A 21,034-nucleotide genomic window follows, 5' to 3' on the forward strand; every position below is an offset into this window, starting at 1 on the left:
ACTAGCATCGTAGAAATGATAAGTGAACCATAGACTCCTATATTTTTTAACATTACTCACCACCCTCTGTGCCGCCAGAACCACCACCACCGGGTAAATCTCTTACACAACAATCACGATAGTTCCAAATTAGGTATAAAAACGTTTTATCTTTACCTGGTCGTTTCCTTCCCCCAACGGGGACACACCAACGCGCTGTAGACATTCCCATAGGATGACAACAGTTTTCATACGCCTCTATGCTTTCACCTTCACCAGCTTTTGCTTGAATAGAATCGGGACCAGTGAGTTCATCATCTACTTCAAAATTAGGTACTGGTGTAGTGCTTGACTCAGGTATTGGATACAGCATAGAGAATTTATATTGAGATCTAGGTGTCATTGGTGCCCACGTAGGCTCGCATTGAGCTTCAGGCCCCATAGTCTTTCTAGCTAAACCTTTACGATGCAGTGAAGCAATTGCTCTTTGCGATATTAATGACGTTGCTGCTACTTGGTCGGGTTGAGGATATACAAAGCCTGTTAACGGGTATAAGTTTCCATCACAACCGGCACAAGGAAATGAGGACTCAATCGGTGCATCAGCTGTTGCGCGAACACAATCTAAAGAGCAATAAGCTTGTGCAATTGGATTTGAAAATATAATTGCTTCTGGATTTAACAGAAGAGCAAGTAAATCATTGTGCCACAATGGGTCAATTTCGCTCAGGTACATTAAATCAAAGTCTACATATTCAGAGCTACATGAAGGCATAACAAACATTTGTAGCATCACCATTATTGGGTATGAATAGTAATGATATTGATAAAAGCCACTCGTAGAGCGTGTGCCATCTTTAGGCGCTTCGTTTGAATGACCAAGCCCCTCATAGCTATTTTGCAACCTAATACCTCCCAAACCACCGCTACACCAAGGGATCGTTGTAACTTCAATTACTCGTTGTGGCTGCCAAAATGCAAGCGGCCAACCAATCTGAGGAACACCGGCTCTATCTTCACACGCACAAATGGGAGAGCGGGGCGCTGCACCGTCTGGAGGATTACCAATACCAAGTAATGAAACGTTATCTAAAAAACAATCCCAGCAAATGCCTGTAAATACACTCGTAAATAAGTTTGCATCTTCACAAATCACAGATGAAGCACCTACACCGTCGGTACTTGTAGCAGTGCCACCGCCGCTAGGAATTACATCTTCAGCCTTTGCCGTACAAGCTATAAGTGCTAAAAAGAATAATGCTGTATACATTATTTTTTTGGTCATTCCACTTTTGTAACGGTTTTTAATATTAAAGAATGACATTAAGCCCCCCTTAAATCATTGAGCATTGCGAGCGCCCAGTTAACACCTACAACGATGTAAGAGTATGCTTGCTTGGCAACATCAGGGTATGTGTAAGTTATCCAAATACCGACGGCCACGAAAAATAAAGCGGGTATAATTTTCATTTTTCTTCCTCATTAATATCGAATTGTGTAACGTGTAGCATTGATTTTTGTAAATCAGTTTTAACGACTGCTGGTAAGGCGGATAGTTGGAATCGAGATGCCAGTTCTTTTGGCATTAAAAATATTTTTTGTTTAAACTGATTTTGTAGTGCTTCAATATGTGCCCAACCTTTTTGCTTACTCACTTGTGAGGTGATTAACATCAGTTGGCCAACCGTATTCATTTCATTTAACTTTTTCGACACCCATTCAACTTGCTTAATATCAGTCGCATTAAATATAACTGTCGTAAAGCCAACACCATGGCCTTTAAGTGGGTTCATTACTGAGCCTTGCTTAGCAATCAGTTCGCCACGCGGTGTGCTTATATCTTTTGATGCCGATATTGTTGGATCAATTAACCATTCTTCGGTGCTGGTGGCTCTAGGGAGTGGGGTATAATCTTGTCGTGACCAAAAACTATCTATTGTGCGCTTACGCTGAGCTTTCCAATCATAATTAGCCATGCGCTCTTTCATTTCATCAATAATGCTTTTTTCAATAACTTGGCTAACAGGGCCTGTTACACCGTAATTTACGCTTTCATTTTGATTTTTATATTCCATTTCTAACCAATCAAAGCTAGTCACACCCGAGGCAATGATATATCTATCAAGTTCACGATAAAGAATCGTAGGTACTGAATTTACATCATACTTTTTAAAGGCAGTTGGGTTAAAGCGAACAATAGGGGGCTCTTCGATGCCTTGCACAATTTCGCGCAGTAACATCATCGTTTCATTAACCATTTTATGTTGTGGGTGTAGCCCATTTACATAGACCTCAGCTCCTTCCTTTTTGGCTAAATAGATAATATTTTTTATTGTTTCTCTGTCCATTGAAAAACTAATAAATATAGCTTTTTCATTGGCTTCATTTTGGCGTGATTTTGGTGTGTCAGCACTTGCATTAAAGTGGCTAGCTTGTTCCTTTGTTAGTCCAGCATGCTCATGTAACGCACGCTCAAGAGAGCTGGTGGATTGCTCACTAAGCATATGCGCAGACGCTCGGTATTGTTCAACTTGCTTGTTCACCGTTTCTTTATCAAATGCGTCTAACCAACCCTTTGCCTTCATTTCTTCTGTTCTAGCTTTAACATTATCAACCGCTACTTTCATTTGTTCACGTTGCGCAGGTGTCATCTCTTGCATAGCACTATTACTGCTATCTGGCAGAGCAAAATCACCTTTATTCTGAGCAGCTTGTCTAAATTTTTCCTTCATACTTTCAGGAATTTCAAACGGGGAATTGTTAAGATCAATTGATTTGACTGCATTGGCTGCATCTTGTTTTACCTTTGCTGCATGTTCTTCTGCAGTTTGTGCGTGAGCGCCACATGATAAAACAACGATTAAAGTCATCAATTTAGAAAATCGCATAAGCTGTTCCTTTTATTTGTTCTTTCTTTAGAGGCCCCCAAAAGCGCCCGTCAAAACTGTTAATAGTCTCTCCAATCATGAATACTTCATCATTTTCAAGTTGAATTACTTTTGTATAATCTTCAATTTCGCCAATACTGTTATCAGCTAAATTTAATGCGGTTATGATGTGGCTTAGTGACAAAGGAAACTCTGTTAAATTGTCTACCACAACTTTATTTTCCTCGACTGATACGACGCTGTTAGGCAGTGCAGCAACTTTTTTGATCCAACGTAAACCCGTTGGGTAGAATTGATTTTCAACATTCATTTCAAAATAAGCTAAATCGCCTTGTTCAATGTCTGTATCCCACTTATCTATCAGAAAAAAAGACGCATTAAGGCACGCACTGTGCCCCGGTGGGTAAGCCAGCGTGTACCGAGAAGAAAAATATAAAAAATAAAATATGAATGAAACTGCAACAAGAATTGCTGGAACATGCTTTTTCATTTAGTTCGCCCTTGATATTTTTCACTATTATCAAGCATGAAAATTGAAAGGTTAAAAAATAGAGAGTACAAATATAGGTGCTGTAAATTTACTAAATGAAATTAAGAGGGCTTGAAATGAAAAAACCCCACCTAATATTGCATTAGATGGGGCTATTATTTTTGGCTTAACTACCAGCTAAATGAACCTTTTGTACGTCCACCAGCATCATCAATTGCTTCATAGTTTACTGTCATGCTTGGGTATTCACTCAATCGTAATTGAGTAGATGCAGCACCACGGCCTACGTATTCGCCATTAAACCACCAGTCGTAACCTATTACATAACCATCACTGTCTTTACAGTTAGCAGTAATTCGGATTGTTCCAGAACGAACAAGTTGATCACTGACACACTCAGGTAATGAATTGGCATTAACTGTATAATTTTCGATAACCTCAGTTACTTGGCCGTATTGACTCGTTGTAACTGCTTTTATCTCATAATTGCCCGGATTTTCAATTTCAAAGCGGAACATTGGACTGCGTGATTGTAGTGTTTCTTGTTCAACCCCATTAACAAACCATTTGTAATCTATTATATAGTCCTTTGGATGGCCTCCTGTCATTTGGGCTCTTGTTACAAGGCCTAATGGAGCGCGACTATATCGGTTCGACGGAAAATAGATAAAAGTCCCTTTCGTTTCATCTGGCTCAATTACATCAACAAATTTGCTTAGTATCCGACTCATACCACGGCTGTCAGTCACTTTTGCTTTAAGCTCATGCACACCTGCATCTTTAAGGGTTATCTCACTGTAAATTCTAGTTGGTGTTCTTGCTTCAATGCCATTTCCTTGTATCCATTCATAATCATATGTAATGCCAGGCATAAATTTACGCTGAACCTCGATCATACCCGTGATGGTAGCGGGTGCGACCAAAATATTACTTCTCACAGCTATATTCATTTCAGGAAAAACATATTTCCACGTTTCTAAATTACGCTGTGTTTCTCTAAATGTTTCAGACTTATATCCTTTTATCCATGCCCTTAATTTGAAGTTTAACCGGCCTTGAGCATCTAAGTCGCTCTCTACAGGTGTGTAATCAAATATGACTTCATCACTCGTTTCGCCATTTGGTTTAGTCCATTGATAAACAATTGGTAAATCAACACCCCCATTTAAATTTAAAACTTGCGCTTCTACTTTAATGGGAACGCCCAGCTCAACTAGATGTGTTGCTTTAATTTGAGCCATAACGGTTCTTGGCCCGACAGGCCTCACATAAAAACGAGAAAGCGCCCATGCTTCATCACCCGCGCCAGCTGTAGAAGAATGATATTTAAACCGTCCTAAAATTACTTCTTGCTCGCCGGTTGCTACTAATATTTGTTGTGGTGAGCCATCAACCCACGAAGCACCATTATCACGCGACCATTGAGCTATGCCGTCGTAATCGGTTAACTCTTTTACATAATCAAGCATATTTAATTTCATATCTTGTCCATCATAAACCTGCGTAGGTCCACTGATTACAAGGCTTGCTTTTTCATATCCGCTTATTTTGAGTGATTGCGTTGTCGTAGACTCATTTGTGTTTTTGTTCGTAATTTTTGCTTTAATATAGTAATCACCTGCTTCGGCCATAAAAAACGGTATTGCACTTCTGCCACTATATTCATCCATCGTCTCCCAGTTTTTATTGTCTTTGGATTTAAGCCACACTGCATCATTACCGGCAACCATATCTTCAATTGAATCATAGTCATAGCGAACTAATGTTATAAACGGCACTTTACCACGTACTTGATTACTCGCCAGCTCACCACTTACACCGGTGCCTAGCACAATACGCATAAATATCGGTGTAGACGTTAATTTTTTTGTGTATTCAGGGTGAGGCGACTTAACTTCCGCTACCGCATAAAAACCGCTACTTTTTCTAAATATATCCTCAATACTTAAATTGAAAATAACCTGTCCATTTGCTGCATTGGTTTTTATATCTGAAATACGTTGTTCTTTACCTTTATTGTCTTTGTATGCAAGGTAAACATCCCACTCACCCATCGATGACACATCATAGTCACTTTGCTTTTCTTCCCAGTTCCATGCACCTATATGAGCCGTTACTTTTACATCATCGGTACTTAAAATAACGTCGTTACTTTCCATCGTTAAATTTAAAGCCACTCTGCGTGAAGGTAAAACAATCACTTCACCGTATGTTCCCGCGTTGTGTTGAGGGGATAAGTTGTATGCAGCCTCAACTTTAAATGGGTATCTATCAAATACGTTACGCTTGTTAGCATCATCATCACGTATCACACCTAATAACTCGTATATGGTCTTATGACTACGTTGAGCCATAAATTCACTATTAGAATATTCCCCTCGCGTAACATTTATATTTACTTCACCGGATACATTTTCCAACGTATATCTAGCTAGCACTGGATTTTCAGGAATGATCCCGTAAACGCTATCGTCTAGCTTTATTATTGGTGACATTTCAAACGTCATTGTCTCTGCAGGTTTCATATCGTAAGAAAAGGTTTCATTACTTACTCTAACTTCTTGCCCATCTGGATTAACGACATAGGCGCTGTATTCTATTTCGTTATCAGTTATTTTATTGATAGAGCCAGTTACTTTAAGAGCCCAACCTTGCCAAACTGTACTCATACCATCAGGAAGTGAATCAATTTTAACGTAGCAGCCTTTACGTGCTTCTCGTGAGATCTCTCTTGCCAGCTCCTGTGAAGCGACATAGTTACAAAGGTATCTGCTTTGAGATACATACGCAGTAGCACGCTGAACATATTGGTATAACTCTGCTGTACCTGTACTAGATTTGATATTGAAAAAAGATGGTGCATAGGTCAACTCTTGGTTAAATACCCCTATATTGCCTGCTGTATCCTTAGCTTTAATGATAAGGGGATATAATTCACCGGGAGTTAAAGTGGCTAAGTCTCCAGCAAAAAATTTAACATTAGTTCGTGGATCAGCGGGGTCATCGACTAAGGTTAAGCTTTCGCCGCCAAATGTTGCTTTAATTATCGTATTTTTACTATCCCAGCCCGGATTTGTAACAGCCCCAAAATCTGTAGCAAAGTAAACGCCGTCTACCATTCTCGCCTTATCACGTAAGTAACTTAGCTGAATTTCTGGAGCGGTTCTCTGTAAAATAAAAGTATCATGAGTGTAGTCTTGTCCATTTTGATATTGATCACGTAAATCAATATCAAACGTAAACGCGCCATCTGGTAACGATTTGAAGTTATAGCGATAAACAATGTAATTACCGTAGACATTAATATCATCTGCCAAAATACTATTATCTTCATCTATATTTTTTTTGTCGTGTACAAAGAAGAAATGATTTTGATCTATGAGTACAGATTGTTCAAACGTTATATTTTCGTCAGAATGAACGAGTAAATTTGAATTATTTAGCTTCCACGTTCCATCATCTTTTATCTCTGTGAATGGGCTATACAATATTACTGCAACTTCATCTTCATTTAGTTTTATTTCGGTACCATCAACATCTTCCACTAGCACTGTGCCGTCTCTTTTGTTGTTTATCGCCACCTTAACTAGTTTAGGTGGCGTGTAATCCCAATCTAGCTTATGGTTAAATCTACCTTCATTTCTTGATAAAAAATAAGGGATGTTGGAATCAATAAGCGTATCTATAGAGATCATTCCGAAAATATTGCTTTCTTGATCCCCTAACGGCCCAATATCTATCGCTATTCGGCACTCATTAATTCCAACGGCCACAGAACATGTGAGTCCATTAAGAGTTATTACTTGTACATAGTCTCTTGGCTCTACATCAAATTGAACGCTTTTTACTTTAGCATTGCTATCTCTAAGTAAGTGTTCAACACCTTTGCTTTTTCTGCCATTACTGTAGCTTAGAGTGGTTGCCAACAAAGATGGGCTTTTTGGTATAACAACTTCGCTAACTGCCGTACCTGATGAAATCAAAAAGCTCTGATCACCGTCATGGAATATTGATAATTTCCAAGAGAATTGTTGAATGCCGATTTCTTCAGCATAGCCTTTTGCTGTAACGCTACTACCTACTTTGCTTATCCCTTGTGGTAACTGGGTCCACTCAAGATAACATTTTGTTTCGCCATTATTATCCGTTTTATCAAACGCATAATCCATGGCAATACCTTTATCGCCTGTGATACTACAGCCTTCAAATGTATCAAATTCAGCTGTAACGTCTGCTAATTCAATTTCATGCAATATAGTTGAAACATCTGTATTGAGTGTAGATACTACTAGCTCATCTGGGCTTTTAGGCTTTATTTCATAAGTGTACTCACCTAAAGTGTATTTATAGGGGCCTGAATAAGTTGTGACCCTGACAGTCATCGTTTGATAAGAAAGCGAGGCCATATAAGCACTAAAAGAAACTTTGTTATTTTTCGTGGTTTCAGTTTTGTTCACTGCTTTTATAGCATGTGTCACAAGGCATATCGGTTTTCCGTAAGCGTTACTTTTCTTCGCTGTATTTAAATCATGAGTTAAGGATTTACAAAACTGATCAGTCGAGGGCAAGCTAATATCAGAAGTCATAGACTCAATCACAGCATAAGGCTCAGTTGTCACCGCGCTTTCTATATTGAGATCTTTGAATTCATAACTAAAAACTAGAACAGGCGTATTTGGTGCCGTAGAACCTATCAGCAAACTTCCTGCAGTTTCAACTGAAGAGTCACTTGGGGAAAACCCAAAGTTATATTTACTATCATTTAACGAGAAATCATAACTTTCAGTAATTGTTTTTGTTTCGCCCGGGCTTAACGTTATACCTTGTACTTCTAAACTACCTACTGCATCGCTTCTTAGCGATGCAAATATTGGGTATGTACCAGTAACATTCTTGCCTTTAACTATTAAAGCCTCTGATTGAATTGGGCCGGCCCCGTTATTCCGTAAAATACTTTGTCTAATATTCGGCAATACAATTGAGTCACTACCATCAGTCAATGTGACTCGAGGCGGATCATAAATAAAACTCTTCGTAACAGTGGTTGAGTTACCTTGTAAATCTGTAGCAGTAACTTTTAGTGTATAGCTTCCGCTTTGATTTTCTGATGGGAAAAGAACAGGATATAATAAGCTATATTTATTTGAACCAAGTGAATTGCTAGTTAGATACACGTTTTCATCAGCGGGACCATCTACTAACTGTATGCCTGTTAGTGTTATATCTGATTCATTATCAAAAGCAGTAATCACAACATCATCAAGGCTAAGTATTGTGTTGCTGTCGCCATTAAAGTCAATTTTAACGATCGGCCGAGATTTATCCGATGTAAATTTCAACGCATATTCTTTGGTAACAGGTCCATGATTTTCACTTGCTAGTACATTTATGTCATGAGAACCCTCATTAAGCACTCTTAAATCCCATTCATAAATATAGTTACCTTTATTTTGGCTTACTTTTCTCGCTTCAGCTTGAAGAACTTTGCCATCATTGTCTTCAAGCCAGACTTTACTGAGATATAACCTATTAAAATATGAACCAAATCCCTTTTGAAATATATCTGCGCGCAGAGTTGATGTACTTTCATCGAATGTGGTCGTAATTTCGGGATAATATTCATCGTTCCAGTTTACTTCGCCCCAACTATTTGTGCCATACAATGACTTATCACTCTTATAAATACTCAGTACATCATGTAAATAACCTGTAGTACCGCGTTCAAGTTTCATTAAATTTTCTGGAAATTCCATGATACATGAGCCTGAACCCGCTGGAATAGTACATGTGTAACCAAGATGGTATGCAACCTGTTCATATTTCCTCGGAATTAAGTTCACACGCATTTTAGTGATTGTTAAAGGTAATCGTGAGTTTGGTATTGTATGCGGCTTCCAGGTTGACCAACCTATGTCAGAGTAATAGAATTCACTTACTGACGATCTTCCAGGAGTAGGTGGTGCGTCTGGATGTAACACTAAGTTGTATGCGACTGGTCCCCCGGCCCAGGTACCGAAGTTGACCCAACGAACATCGTTTTGATTAAAATTACCTATTGGTGATTTAAATGAGACATAAGCATAATGTTGATCAGAATGAACTAGTTTGCTGACTGCGTACCTACTGGATAAATTTAGGCCCGCTTCATTAAATTCATGCCAATTGTTTCGATCTAAGCGATAAATGAGTTGGATAGGGTTAGTCTTTACAGCCATGCCAGCAGTGTATGGTACATACCCAGTAGTATTAGGAACTATGCTAGTTGATACATCGGGGTCAAATACTGCATAAGGTTCAGTTGGAGCATTAACATAGTTATCGTAATATAACTGTTGTTCTAAGGTTTTAACATTACCTGCTAAATCATAGATCTTTACTTTGAGTTTTAATAATTCATCTAAATTTGAGCTTGGTAAAATTTGTTCATATTTAAAGTCCACAACTTTGGTGGTGCTGTTATAACCATACGTTTTAGAGTTATGCAAGCGCCCATCTTCCCGATATACTTCAACAACTATATTCTGAACATCAACCTCATCATTTATATTTCTCAAAAACATGTCATCAATGCCCATAGAAGAACGGCCAAGTTTCCAGATTGATGACTGCGTATCATTAGAATAACGACCGTGAGCATTTGATGTTAACTTCTCATCGCTAGTAGGTGGTTTTGTGTCGATTAAAATTTGTTTGTTGAAAGTTTCGACAACATCATCATTCGAAGAAAGTATCTCTTGTATAACGGTATAGCTTCCGTCAGAGGGAATAGTTAAATTTAATGACTTTCCATAGTAATTTTTATTACCAGCACTAAACCTATCTGATGCGGTAATTATTCCAGTCTCTGCGGTTGATATTGAAATTCCGGAATCATTAGTAACCCTTACTCTAATTTTTCTATCTAAACCAGCAGAAGAATATACGGCTAATGTACTCTTAACGCTAAGATACTCAGTAGAACTAGGTGACCCCAAAATGATGTCTGATCTACTCTGCGAATGCTTAAATGAATATTGAACAATATCGGCATTAACTGATGTTGCAGATATTAATGCACATATACCAAATAGAAACCTACATATAAACTTATTTTCTGATTTCATTATATTTCCTAAAATCCCCAAATTTACATCATGATATTTATATTTAACCAACTACAGAAATATTAGAGCACCCCAAAAGGGCATCTCTAAGTTTTGAGTTTTATTCAGTAACAGAGTAAAAAGTACATATTGATGGGTTTAGTCAGTAGCGCGATTTTTCGAATTTGATATAAATACTTACAAGATAACTAATGTATTTAGGAGTAACCAATGCAAGCAGACCCTTTTGAAAATTCACCAAGGCAGAACTCATTTAAAAATAATTATGGTAGACAGCCAAATATTAATAATAACGAACAAGCGCCTGCCGCTGGTTATACTTCTGAGCAACCTAATAACCCCCGACTAAGAACAAGGCCGCATTCGCAAGTGCAAACTCATTTGCATCCTCACAACAATACACAAGGTCAACAAAGTGCAAATATGGAGCAGACGAATAATCAACATTATCAAGAGCAAAATCAAGAAAATGACAGTGGAAACGAAAGAGATTACACAATGTTCCCCGTGTACTCTAAACGTGCGGCATTGCAATTTAAGTTAAGTGAAACTAGAAAAAGCCAAGGTAGAAATTTTAGCTTTGACACAATTATGATTGAAGGGGCTGTTCGTATTAACCCAAATGACCATAATGACAAGCGTTACGACTGGAGTAGAAAGCTTAGTGTTCAGATTATGCTTACAGAATTACCTGTTGTTATAGCTGTTTTCCTAGGTATAACGACTAGTTGCCAGTTTATGAACCACGGTCAAAATAAAGACAAAGGGTTTAATTTCGAGCGTCAAGAAGATGGTTTATTTGCTAGCGTATTCCATAAAGGAGGCTCAATGGCTGTCAAAATGGATTGGCCTACAACCTTAAATATTGGGCATTTTATGCTGGCTCAATATACTTCAAATTTCGCTGGCTTGGGATCGGATATAATTTTGAGAAATATAAATCGTATGTGTCAGGATATGACTGCTTGTAATAAACTCCCTGTTAAAACCCAGCAAAGAAAACAATAATTTCAGTGCCGCAAAAGGAATGACTATTGCGGCTTAATTTTTCTGTAAAAGGCAGATTTCAGTTTGATTCAATTCAATCATGTGTGTTCTCCACAATCACTTATATCAATTTTAAAAAACGGACAGTTCAATATTCATCAAGATTCTATATACGGTGGGATTGGCATTTATGGGTTCATTGAGGGGTATCCTGTATGCCCTAACCAAAGGATTGTAGGGCGAGGGGCGGAGTTAGTAATAGAATGGGAAGGTGATTTTATAGACCTAGGAACAAAGCCACTACCGATAAGTTTAAATCCTAATTCAATTTACAGGCAGGGCGCTTCTCGTTCAATTATCCCTGCTCTACCAAGCTTAACCAGTATTAAAGTAATTGATTTTACCATACATGATTTCGCTCTACGTAAAATTGGTATACGCGACCGAGTAAGATTGCATCGCTTAAGATCAAGATTATCTAAACATCCTATTCTTGTTAACGTTGCTGCATAAACGCTATTTCATATTCCTCTAACGATCTCTCAACCATTGGCATTAACTTTACTATTAATGCCAACTCAGGCTTTCAAGCTAATTCTTGAATTTTAACAGGGCTGGTGGATTGAAGTGTTTTTTCACCCTTAGTGTCGCCCAGCAATAAAAGCAGCTTATTTTCGTGCTCAAATCAAATAATAAAGGGGTGAAACGATCACCCCAAGGTTAGATTCTTTATTGTTCGCACACACTTAGCTTCAAAATATTCAATTGCAGAAGCTAATCTTCCTAAGTCTATACTTATATTTTTAATTAATGAGTCTGTAGAGCCATGTTGTTTTTTACCGCCACTCAATAACTCTCCAGCACCACGTATTTCGAGATCTTTTTCAGAGATATAAAAACCATCACAGCTCTGCGTTAATACATTCAATCTAAATTCAGTGGATTCAGAGGGCTTATTCGGTAAAAATAAGTCAAACTTACCCCAATTACTGCCGCTTTGCGGTTTTGTGCGCGCTAATCGGCCTCGTATTTGGTGTAGAGTAGTAAGGCCAAAGCGTTCTGCACCATAAACTATACAGTGTCGCAAATTAGGAATGGTTAACCCTACTTGTACTTTAGACGTTGAAACCATTATTGGTATATATGTCTTAAACTCATTAAGTACAATTTCGCATTCCTCATCATCAAGCGCTGAGTGATATACACGCACCAAGCCGGGAAAGTGTGAATTGAGACTGCTCGCTAACGACTCAGCATCAATCATTTTATTGCTATTTCCAGCGCTATCGCGCTTTGAGCAAACGATTAAGACTTTACTCCCATAAGATAAAGTTTCATGAATTGAGCGCATAAGGTCAGAGCCTTGCTCTTTATGTACTATTCGAGTGTAAATTTCTTTAGGTAAATGCTGCCGCTTGAGATAAAAAACATTGTCACTGCTGTATTTTGTAAGCGCCAGTGTTCTTGGTATCGGTGTAGCTGACGCTTCAAGATAGTGTGTGGACTTTATTTGGCGTCGCTGCTCTACTGATAATTGCTGTTGCTCATCTATTATGAGGAGTTCAATATCATTAAATTCTTTGAAGAGTAGGGCTGTTGTACCAAATATCAAACGCGCTTGATTAGTGTATGAGTTATTACCAGCGCATATTAATGCACTTTGAACTTCAGGTATCATCACGCAAACTTCTTTTCTTAGTTGTTCACATAATGAAACATTAGGGGCGAGGAATATCACTTTGCTGTTAGTCTGTGAAAGTAAAACCTGTCGCGCCGCCATTGCCAGTATTACAGTCTTTCCAGTACCAACATCACCTATGAGTAGTCCATCGAGCGAAGTAGGACCATTACACAGGCGCTCTATGATTTGACTTGCAACATAGAACTGTTCACCGGTTAGTGTGAACGGTATATATTTAGTAAGTAATTTATCATCAATTTTGGGGGTAACCTGAAATGGGTTAGTCGGCACACATTTGCGTTCTTTTAATATTGCCCCGGCCATTAATGCGGTACTTAGTCGCTTTAACATCTCAATCGATTTATAAAATTCATATACTACTTTTGGATTGTGAACATTATTTAATAGGTTTTCGACTGACATTGTACCTGCAAACCCTAATTCAACTAATACGCTTTCAATAGATTCGCCAAACAAACGCTCTAACTCTAAGTATATTTGGTCTTTGCCTTTTTTTATTTGGCTTTCGCCTATATTGCACAGTAGTGATTTATTTGCGACTGCCTTTATTAGCTTGCCTTTAATTCCATCGTATACAGGCACAATTCTACCAGCCTTTTCATCATCAATAATTGAGGCATTATTGATTTGGTATTTACCTTTTACAAGCTCGATTACTCCCTTGATATGCATTGGTTGATTTTCTTCTTTAACACGGGAGTTTTCATCACCAAACAATACAAAGGAGGCAGAATCATCCGAATCTGTTAAATGGTAACTAGTGTATGGCACACCTCTTTGTGATGTATGCTCGCCTTTCTTACTAGCTAAGCCAAAAACTATTATTTCATGGCCAATGCAGGCTTTTAGATTAGAAAAATTATCAATTACATAGGTGTAATCTTCTACCTTTGATGGCAAATACAAAGCAGGGCACTTGGAATAAATTTCAAACTTAGTCATGTAAATTCTCCTTCCCATTATTAAACCAAAACCCAATAATCTAGCTACCGTTCTGCAAAGCTAACTCGGCTTTACTGAGCCAGTATTTACAAAGCGGGTTACTGTAAAAGCACGAAATATTCACACTCGCACTCTGTTTTCTATTTGCAGCCTTTATTGCTTGATATAAGTTCATGCATAAAATAGACAGTGGTGTATCTTCGTGAAGAACAGGTTTTGAGTAACTACTTTTTTGCATTAATTCAGCAAGCTCACTCTCCAAGTTAAGAAAATCTTGAAATTGGATATTCCCTACAACTAATTGGTTGAGTAAATCTTTTGTCTTTTCCATTCGTTTTTTTGTTGATTGTTAATTAGGTTATTTTACCCTGCATATTTATAGCTTCAAAAATTTAGAGGACACCTATTTGCACTCTCTAACTTTTGCGGGCTTCATAAAGTATGGATAACATAGTGTTTTTAATGAAGAGGTCTCAATATGAATAAACGAATCTTCCTCGCATCCGTGTTATCGATATGTATAGCTGGCTGCGACTCCCCATTTTCTGATGAGAAAGAAGCACCTGGTCTAAGCTTTGTAAATGTTCACGATAACGACTTTGAAAAACTCAGTGGCCACTGGGTATATAACCCGGCTAAATGTGAGGGAAAAATTAAAATTCATGGATTATTAGAATATAAATTTTCTGAAAGCGGGCTGTCTGTAGGTGGTGCTCAAATGCCGCTCACAGGTACTTTAATCTCGAAACAAATAAGCGCTGAAGTTGAAGACTTATTTTCAAATATGAAAACGTGTTCCGGTAACCCAGTAACCTTGGCAAGTGAAACAAGGCATCTGCAATTTGAAAGCAAAAGCTATAAGCTTGCTTTTGTTGTAAGTGGGGAAGATGTTTGGGCTATTGAGGGCAATGGTAAGCCATACTTACTTGAACGATTTAGCGACGTAGATTTTAAAAGCTCAGAGATTATTGAGCCAACACAAAAAGAGTTGAGCAACATATGAAAGCTTATATAGATAGCGCTTTGAACGCTATAAACACTCCTTTATATAGGAATTTATGCCTTCAGATTATCAAAAAACCAACAGACTCAACAAAAGAAGTGATTGCAATGAAGAAGATGCTACTTAATAGCTATTATTCTTCAACCATGCGGCCCTTTGAAAATATAGAACTCACTGACGCAGATTATGGTGTCAGCATTTTATTGTGGTTGGCATTTTCTGATCATCCGAACAAAATAATGCAACAGGATCAGTGCTTATGGTTACAATTTGCCGAGGATGATTTAATTACTTTGACAGTAAAAATGGTTAACTCATTGAGTAAGCAATCTTCAGTCTTAGAATATACGGGTATTTGGAAGTCTTTTATAAAAGATTTAGATAAAACTACTAAGCTAGCTACTAATAAACAGTGTCGCTGTAAGCAAAGCGTGACAAACACTGGATTGAATCGCCCCGAGTTCATCGGAGACCAGTTTGTTTAAGTCAGGCCACTTTACCTGACTCGTTTAAATTATCATAGTAGTCTGTTTCATATTGAGCTGGTGAAATATACCCAATTGAAGATAATAAGCGTTGATTATTAAACCAATTGACCCACTCTAACGTTGCGTATTCAACAGCATCAACATTCTTCCACGGGCCATTTCTGCGAATAATCTCTGTTTTAAATAATCCATTTATTGTTTCAGCCAATGCATTGTCATAAGAGTCACCCACACTGCCTACAGACGCTTGAATTCCAGCTTCAGCAAGTCGCTCAGTGTATCGTATAGACAAATATTGGCTGCCTCTGTCGCTGTGGTGAATTAACCCTTCGGGGTTGCCACGATGCCAAATAGCTTGCTCTAACGCATCAAGAATAAGCTCTGTGTGCATTGTCGTTGATACACGCCAACCTACAATGTATCGTGAAAAAACATCTATCACGAAAGCGACATAAACAAACCCACTCCATGTGGCAACATAGGTGATGTCAGCTACCCAAAGTTGATTTGGCTGCTCAGCAGTAAATTGACGATTAACTAAATCAAGTGGCTTATCTTGTTGCTCGTCAGGTATCGTTGTCTTATGTGCTTTACCCCGACGAACACCTTGAATTCCCATAACTCGCATCAATCGTTCGACTGTACAGCGGGCGACTTGATGGTCGTCAAGCTGTAGCTGCTTCCATATTTTTCTTGCACCATAAACTGACATATTATCCTCCCACACTTCGCGAATGAGTATTATCAGCTCAGCATCACGCTTTTTGCGGTTAGACAGTCGCTCAGGCTCTCTTTGTATCTGTTTATGAGAATAATACGTTGATGGTGCAATCGGCAATTCCTTGCAAATTGACTCGACACCGTAATGCTCTCTGCAAGCATCAATAAAATCCACTATTACTTCTGTTTGCGGTCGAGCTCCGCTTGGGCGAAAAAAGCGGCAGCTTGCCTCAGGATATCATTCGTTCGCTTGAGCTCTTTATTCTCGCGCTCTAAGACGGCAAGGCGTTCTTCAGTTGATTGCGTATTAGAAGAGGGTTTAGACGGTTGAGCTTGAGATTTCTTGACCCATGCTCTAAGTGTTTCTGGGGTACATCCCAGTTTATCTGAAATCGATACTAGCGCAGCCCAAAGAGAAGGGTATTCATGCTGTTGTGTGGTAACAAGCCTAATTGCACGTTCACGAAATTCTGATGTATAGCGATTTGATTTTTTCATAGTTCCAGTTTCTCAAGTTATTGAGTCTCTGGCAAACACGGGGCGATTCAGATTGACATATCAGTCACTTACAGACAATCCGACACAATACAATGACATAAAATAAAACCATACAGTGACATAGCGGTTAACATTTATATATATGGACTTCACTGCTTTAGTCTGTCGTTGGTGAATAGCTATCGTCAGAACGTAAACAAAGGTATAGATAGAATTTCAATATTTACGATTGTAGAGCTGAATTTCAACCTATCCTAATACTTGGCTTTCACTCAAACCGAACTTCGTAAAAGTGCCATGAGCTGTCATTCATGATTAACTCGCTTCTAGCCCAAACTGAGTCACGCCTCTAAATACTCATCCAGATAATCAGCAATTTTAGACATGGCAAAAGACAAGGCTTTTCCTTATATTTTTACTTTTCTTGCTTTTAGTTGAACTAGTGATTCGGCTCCCAAAAAAGAAGTTGAACTGTGTTATTTTTCTGAAACCTTAGTGTTAATATTGCGTTTCATAACTCTCGTACAAAATCTAACAATATGATAAGTTATACGTAATTTGTATGACTCGGAAGCATGAAATGGCGATTCTAGATGCTGATAGCAGAACTGTTTTGCACGGAAAGTTGAAGTTTGAAAAAGTTTTTAGAACAAAATATATGAAAGGGGAAGAAGCAAATCTTCCGATAATTCCAGTGTCTACTATTATGGCAAGGTTGAAAACTATTGAGGGCTTTAGTGTTGCAAGGGACAAAGGCAAAGTCATTATTAGATTACAGCATATCCAAGCATCCAAGTGTGGTAATTGCGTTGCCATTCTGCTCAATGTCATTAACAAAAATGGGGCTGCCACTATAGTTAGAGATACTCATACTAACGACAAAAACGAGCTAGTTTTAGCAAACCCAAATCAAGGGTATGAAGCATCATGCCATGTTGTTATTAACTTGAACCAAGATCGAGTTGGAACCTATTCCACTGTTTTTGAAGCTGTACCAAAATTAGGTCACGCTCGATTAGTTGGCGTTTTAAACAAAGTACTCGCGAAAGTGTCAGATCTGGAAGAAGACCTGTATCGAGTTGATAAAGAATGTAATCCAGTGACAGAGCAGACCAAGAAAAAAGATACCTGCTCATTCAAACATAATTGTACACTTACATTAGATCCTGACGAAAGTTTCATGCAGGTACTAAGAGATGGACATGTTTCGAACATTAAACTGATCAAGTTTGCAACCGATAGGATCCAATTGCCTGATAGACAAGAGGCTATCTATACTAAAAAACATATATTAGAGGTTGAACCAAGCGCTGAACGTAAAAATTATATAGAGATCTTTCGAGGATTAGCGCAGACCGATTTGGGTGAAGAGTATGATCAAATTTCATTCTCTTTCAAGCAGGACTCAGGGCAAAGAACTGCTACGTTTGACCTTCAAGATATTAGAGTTGAGGGGTTAGAGAAGGCTATGGTGAGAAAAAGTTTGTTAGAGAATTTCAATGTACCATTAAAGGATTCATATGATGAGGTACACGATGAAATTTTCGATAAAATAATTGAGACTGAAACAGCATGATGTTATTTGAGCAAGTCAGTAGACCTTTTGGATTTCTCTTTATAAGAGGTATTAAAGGAAAGTATTTGTATGACTGGCTTTTACCAGTTCTGCTGACTGTTCTAACGATTATTTTGATTTGTAGTTCAGATATTGCTAGCTATTCGAAAACCAATGACTCTGTTATTAACGGGATCGTTGGGTTTATCTCAAATCTACCTGGTTTTTACATAGCCGCTTTAGCTGCAGTAGTAGCCTTACAAAACAATCTACTGGATGAGGGGCTTGATGGCACTTCTTCTGAACGTCCATACGTTTATATTAATATTATCAACGAGAATAGAGAAAAAGATACTAAGAAGCAGCACCTTACAAGAAGGCATTTTTTAAGTTCAATGTTTGCTTTTTTAACTGCTGAAAGCATTGTAATCACGATGTTGAATAAATTATCTCCATTGTTTGAGCAGTACAATAGCGTTATGGCTGTTTATGTAGTTGTCATGCTTTTTAGCCTCTGGCAACTTATTGTAGTTACATTGTGTGGACTATATTACTTAGGCGAGCGTTTACACGTGAAGTAATAATGACGCATTCAAGTGTCTTTTCATTCTAGCAATTTCCACCCCTCGAGGGTCAGCTGCTTTTGATTAAGATAAGCCTTCTACTTCTTTCACTTGAACCATACACAGGGGCAAGTCTTGCCTATTACTAGCTAAAACTTTTCCTAATTAAAACCACCCGAGCTAGAGCCAATAATCTAGCTCGCATCTGTCCATCGACGGGTTATGAATATAACTCGCCTTTGCCCCAAAGTGTGTTAACTAACCAGACTGAGTAGTCTTCAGCTAATTACGTTTGCCATACATGCGCTAATGAGTAGGAAAAATACAAGACCTGACCCCGAAGCCTTATCGATAGGATGAAGTAAGGGCAATAAAATGCCCTTTAGCACTTAGGTTAATCATTGATGTTATCTGGTTTGTCGTGGTTCGGATTGTTCCTTGCGTATTCAACACCATTTCTCTTATAGATATGGGCATCAAGATGCTGCCCTTGTTTCACTTCTTTGACTATTTGAGCGCTAGACACGTTTCCTTCACCTTTCATAACTTACTCATAAAATATATAGTATTTCAAGGCGTCATTGATTCCATAAAAACACATACAAATCAACAGTATTTTGTTATTCATTAGGTTAATAATAAAATTCAATTAGTAGTTTTAGCGCATAGTTTATCTATAGGTTTCATGGTACAAAACAACTATAACGATTTTGGAGTGTTTTCATGAAGTTAATAGCCAATGGTATTAATAATGAGTATTTCTTAAATATTCTTCCCCCAGTAGGTACAGAAGTTGATGGAGTCCTTGCTGCAATAGCATACGGTGATGATAAGACATCATTACTGAAGCACTGTGTTGATAACAAGTACCAATTGAATATCTGGATGCGATATGACCATACCGTTCCAGTAGCTCCTTCATTTCTCAAGAAGCTATTAAGTCATATGAAAGATGGTGTTTTTTGCCATTTAATTCCAGATAGGCTTCACGCAAAGGTCATATGGTTCAAAGGGCATGGTGCTTATATTGGTTCTGCAAACCTTACTGATAGAGCATGGTTCAATAACATAGAAGCTGGTGTTTTTTTCTCTGATGAAGATCTCTATACTTCTGGGATGCTAGAGCAGCTGGAAGACTTCTTCTCAGTTTTAGAAAACTTAGATAAAGCGTTTCCTCTGACTAAAGATATCTATGAAGAGCAACTTAAACTAGACGAGTTATATAGATCTAAACAAGCTCAACAGTTAGAAGATGCGGCTGATAAAATACGTAGTCATCCATGCTGGGAAGGATCAGCATTCCAAGAGAAAAAAGCCGCTATCGATAAGCGTAAGGAAGCATTCAAGAAAGAGTGGGATAGTGCAATTTCATACATGGAACATATTGCACAGCTTGTGAATGATTACCGTCCAAGTTGGATTAGTCATGATATCCCAGAATATTGGCAAGCTGACCAGTTCCTTCATGCTTACTATTACAATGTGGTTCGTGAAGGTACTTCATATCCATTCGAGCAAATGCACCATTCATACAAAGACGATCCACAATCGAGGTTGCTTGAAATGCTTCAGTGGTGGAAGTCTCAACCTGAGCCACCTTCATATGAAGATCATACATTTGAAATCAGTGCTCCTTTGATTAGAAGTAACTTAGCAAAAGTTAAGATCCTTACGTTAAGTACTGAAGAACTTGGTGAAGTATTTGAAAGTACTCATGCAACTAGAAACCATTATTCAAAACTAAGTCCAGCACTTCTAGGTAAACCTGATTCTGTTAGCTTAGATATGGATCAACGTGCTCCATTGTTTGCAGAGAAGATGAGCAAGCTCAAGAACAACAAAGGACAGGGAATTTCAGAGTTACTTCACTATGTTCTTTATGGTGGCAAACCTGAACAGATGTGGGAAAGAATCTATAGTGCTGCAAAGAATGATGAGCTAAGAATTGAACATTATGGCTTAAGCTCAATAGCTGAAGTTGCTGGGTGGGCTAAACCTGAATATACGCCACCAAGAAATGGCAGAACGAACAAAGCGTTGAGAGCTTTAGGATACCCCGTAAAAGTGGATATGTGATAAAACCAAGCTAAAAATAATTAAAAATAATTAAAAATAA

Annotated in this window: 15 protein-coding genes and 1 other annotated feature; of the genes, 6 read left to right on the plus strand and 9 right to left on the minus strand. The window is 38.2% G+C overall.

Annotated features, from left to right (window positions below; genetic code table 11):
- Positions 1-52: 52 nt before the first annotated feature.
- From H5180_RS20200 to H5180_RS20220, 5 genes are all read right to left on the minus strand, one after another.
- Positions 53-1,303 carry a TraU family protein gene (locus tag H5180_RS20200; RefSeq protein WP_182758956.1) on the minus strand — a complete coding sequence of 417 codons (1,251 nt, stop codon included), beginning with the start codon at positions 1,301-1,303 and terminating at the stop codon, positions 53-55.
- Positions 1,303-1,449 carry a hypothetical protein gene (locus tag H5180_RS20205; protein WP_158000904.1) on the minus strand — a complete coding sequence of 49 codons (147 nt, stop codon included), beginning with the start codon at positions 1,447-1,449 and terminating at the stop codon, positions 1,303-1,305. Before H5180_RS20205 ends, H5180_RS20200 begins: the two co-directional genes overlap by 1 nt.
- Complete coding sequence (locus H5180_RS20210; protein ID WP_182758957.1) at positions 1,446-2,867, minus strand: TrbC family F-type conjugative pilus assembly protein; 1,422 nt, start codon at positions 2,865-2,867, stop codon at positions 1,446-1,448. Before H5180_RS20210 ends, H5180_RS20205 begins: the two co-directional genes overlap by 4 nt.
- Positions 2,854-3,357, minus strand: a complete 504-nt coding sequence (locus H5180_RS20215) for a S26 family signal peptidase (RefSeq protein WP_024597522.1) — start codon at positions 3,355-3,357, stop codon at positions 2,854-2,856. Before H5180_RS20215 ends, H5180_RS20210 begins: the two co-directional genes overlap by 14 nt.
- A 170-nt stretch (positions 3,358-3,527) precedes the next feature.
- On the minus strand, positions 3,528-10,460 hold the full coding sequence (locus H5180_RS20220) for an Ig-like domain-containing protein (RefSeq protein ID WP_182758958.1): 6,933 nt from the start codon (positions 10,458-10,460) through the stop codon (positions 3,528-3,530).
- Positions 10,461-10,670: 210 nt separating this feature from the next.
- On the opposite strand from H5180_RS20220, the gene H5180_RS20225 reads away from it, so the two are divergent.
- Positions 10,671-11,468: a hypothetical protein gene (locus tag H5180_RS20225; RefSeq protein WP_182758959.1), complete on the plus strand. Its 798-nt coding sequence runs from the start codon at positions 10,671-10,673 to the stop codon at positions 11,466-11,468.
- 688 nt (positions 11,469-12,156) lie between these two features.
- Here H5180_RS20225 and H5180_RS20230 read toward each other — a convergent pair.
- The gene (locus H5180_RS20230) at positions 12,157-14,091 is read right to left on the minus strand and encodes a helicase-related protein (RefSeq protein WP_182758960.1); all 1,935 of its coding nucleotides are present in this window, start codon (positions 14,089-14,091) and stop codon (positions 12,157-12,159) included.
- A 40-nt stretch (positions 14,092-14,131) separates the two neighbouring features.
- Positions 14,132-14,422, minus strand: coding sequence for a hypothetical protein (locus tag H5180_RS20235; RefSeq protein ID WP_182758961.1), 291 nt, complete (start codon positions 14,420-14,422; stop codon positions 14,132-14,134).
- 147 nt (positions 14,423-14,569) lie between these two features.
- Here H5180_RS20235 and H5180_RS20240 point away from each other — a divergent pair, with 147 nt between their 5' ends.
- Positions 14,570-15,094: a hypothetical protein gene (locus H5180_RS20240; protein ID WP_182758962.1), complete on the plus strand. Its 525-nt coding sequence runs from the start codon at positions 14,570-14,572 to the stop codon at positions 15,092-15,094.
- Positions 15,091-15,579 carry a hypothetical protein gene (locus H5180_RS20245; protein WP_182758963.1) on the plus strand — a complete coding sequence of 163 codons (489 nt, stop codon included), beginning with the start codon at positions 15,091-15,093 and terminating at the stop codon, positions 15,577-15,579. Before H5180_RS20240 ends, H5180_RS20245 begins: the two co-directional genes overlap by 4 nt.
- A 1-nt stretch (position 15,580) precedes the next feature.
- Here the strand turns inward: H5180_RS20245 and H5180_RS20250 are convergent.
- Positions 15,581-16,800, minus strand: a protein-coding gene (locus tag H5180_RS20250) for an IS3 family transposase (RefSeq protein WP_223230517.1) whose coding sequence is annotated in 2 segments (ribosomal slippage) — positions 15,581-16,512 and positions 16,512-16,800 — 1,221 coding nt in all. Because the reading frame shifts where the segments join, the coding sequence is not laid out codon by codon here.
- Positions 16,406-16,522, minus strand: a sequence feature (AL1L pseudoknot). (Overlaps the previous gene by 117 nt.)
- Positions 16,801-17,380: 580 nt before the next feature.
- Between H5180_RS20250 and H5180_RS20255 the strand changes: the two genes are divergently transcribed.
- Both H5180_RS20255 and H5180_RS20260 read left to right on the plus strand, forming a co-directional pair.
- On the plus strand, positions 17,381-18,376 hold the full coding sequence (locus H5180_RS20255; RefSeq protein ID WP_182758964.1) for a hypothetical protein: 996 nt from the start codon (positions 17,381-17,383) through the stop codon (positions 18,374-18,376).
- Positions 18,373-18,936, plus strand: coding sequence for a hypothetical protein (locus tag H5180_RS20260; RefSeq protein ID WP_182758965.1), 564 nt, complete (start codon positions 18,373-18,375; stop codon positions 18,934-18,936). Before H5180_RS20255 ends, H5180_RS20260 begins: the two co-directional genes overlap by 4 nt.
- Positions 18,937-19,312: 376 nt before the next feature.
- Here H5180_RS20260 and H5180_RS20265 read toward each other — a convergent pair whose 3' ends face one another.
- Positions 19,313-19,444, minus strand: coding sequence for a hypothetical protein (locus tag H5180_RS20265; RefSeq protein WP_259399600.1), 132 nt, complete (start codon positions 19,442-19,444; stop codon positions 19,313-19,315).
- 197 nt (positions 19,445-19,641) lie between these two features.
- Between H5180_RS20265 and H5180_RS20270 the strand changes: the two genes are divergently transcribed.
- Complete coding sequence (locus tag H5180_RS20270; RefSeq protein WP_182758966.1) at positions 19,642-20,994, plus strand: phospholipase D-like domain-containing protein; 1,353 nt, start codon at positions 19,642-19,644, stop codon at positions 20,992-20,994.
- The last annotated feature ends 40 nt before the right edge of the window (positions 20,995-21,034 follow it).

Source organism: Pseudoalteromonas sp. SR41-4 (genome assembly GCF_014163985.1).
Classification (GTDB): domain Bacteria; phylum Pseudomonadota; class Gammaproteobacteria; order Enterobacterales; family Alteromonadaceae; genus Pseudoalteromonas; species Pseudoalteromonas rhizosphaerae.